We start from the raw sequence: 1,234 nt of genomic DNA, 5'->3' as shown, positions 1-1,234 counted from the left end.
TGAATCGCCCCGGGTTTCGTAGACACCTCGCAGCCATAAACTATGGCTTAGGCGGAGGTGGTTATGAGCACGAAGCGGTACACCGATGAGTTCAAGATCGAGGCGGTCCGGCAGATCGTTGAGTACGGCCGTCCGGTAGCGGAGGTTGCCGAGCGACTGGGCGTGTCGATCCACAGTCTTTACGGCTGGAAGCGGCAACAAGGCAAAGGCGATGTTGGCCGGCGTGTCGAGCAGGACCAGAACGCGGAAGTGCGCCGCCTCAAGGCTGAGCTACGCCGGGTCACTGAAGAGCGAGACATCCTAAAAAAAGCCGCCGCGTACTTTGCAAAGGGGTAAGAGCAAAGTACGCCTTCATGAAGCAACACGCAGATGAGTTCGGCCTCGCGGCGATGTGTCGGATGCTTGGCGTCCATCGCAGTGGCTACTACGCCTGGCTAAAAGAGCCGGCAAGCGCTCGCGACAAAGACGATCAGCGATTGCTCGGCCTGATCAAGCACAGCTGGCTGGAAAGCGGCTCCGTGTATGGCCACCGCAAAGTGACCACAGATCTGCGCGAGCTTGGCGAGACGTGTAGTCGTCATCGCGTGGCACGCTTGATGAAGAGCGCGGGGCTGCGGGCTATGGTCGGCTACGGTCGGCGACCACGCCCATTGAGCGGCCCTGTTGGATCAGTCGCCAAGAACGTTCTGGCTCGCGGCTTCAAGGTCAGTGAACCAAATCGCGCGTGGGTCACGGACATCACCTACATCCGCACATACGACGGCTTCCTGTACTTGGCGGTAGTGCTTGATCTGTTTTCGCGTCAGGTCGTTGGATGGGCAACCCGGCCAACTCAACATACTGACCTGGTTTTGCAGGCGCTGTTGGCTGCAGTGTGGCGGCGCAAGCCAAGCCCCGGGCTTCTGCTTCACTCCGACCAGGGCACGCAGTTCACCAGTGAAGACTGGCAGAGCTTCCTGCGCGAGCACGACATCGTGTGCAGCATGAGTCGACGAGGCAATTGCCATGACAACGCGGCGATGGAGAGCTTCTTCCAGCTGCTGAAGCGGGAGCGGATCAAGCGGACGATCTATAGCAATCACGACGAGGCGCGTGCCGATGTCTTCCAGTACATCGAGATGTTCTATAACCCGAAACGGCGGCACAGTTCCAACGACGGGCTGTCCCCGGTAGAGTTTGAGAAGCAGTACGCACTAAACGGCTGACGACTGTCTACAAAAGCCTGGGCGATTCA

1 protein-coding gene is annotated in these 1,234 nt (G+C 59.1%); it reads left to right on the top strand.

What is annotated here, in order from left to right; translation table 11 throughout:
* The first annotated feature begins 63 nt into the window (after nucleotides 1–63).
* A protein-coding gene (locus AB6O04_RS20655) for an IS3-like element ISStma9 family transposase (RefSeq protein ID WP_368566308.1) occupies nucleotides 64–1,205 on the top strand; the annotation gives its coding sequence in 2 pieces (ribosomal slippage) (nucleotides 64–301 and nucleotides 301–1,205; 1,143 coding nt in all).
* The last annotated feature ends 29 nt before the right edge of the window (nucleotides 1,206–1,234 follow it).

It is taken from the genome of Pseudoxanthomonas sp. UTMC 1351 (assembly GCF_040948865.1).
Classification (GTDB): domain Bacteria; phylum Pseudomonadota; class Gammaproteobacteria; order Xanthomonadales; family Xanthomonadaceae; genus Pseudoxanthomonas_A.
The sequence above is the reverse complement of the archived record's forward strand: the minus strand, read 5'-3'. Positions and strand labels throughout refer to the sequence as shown.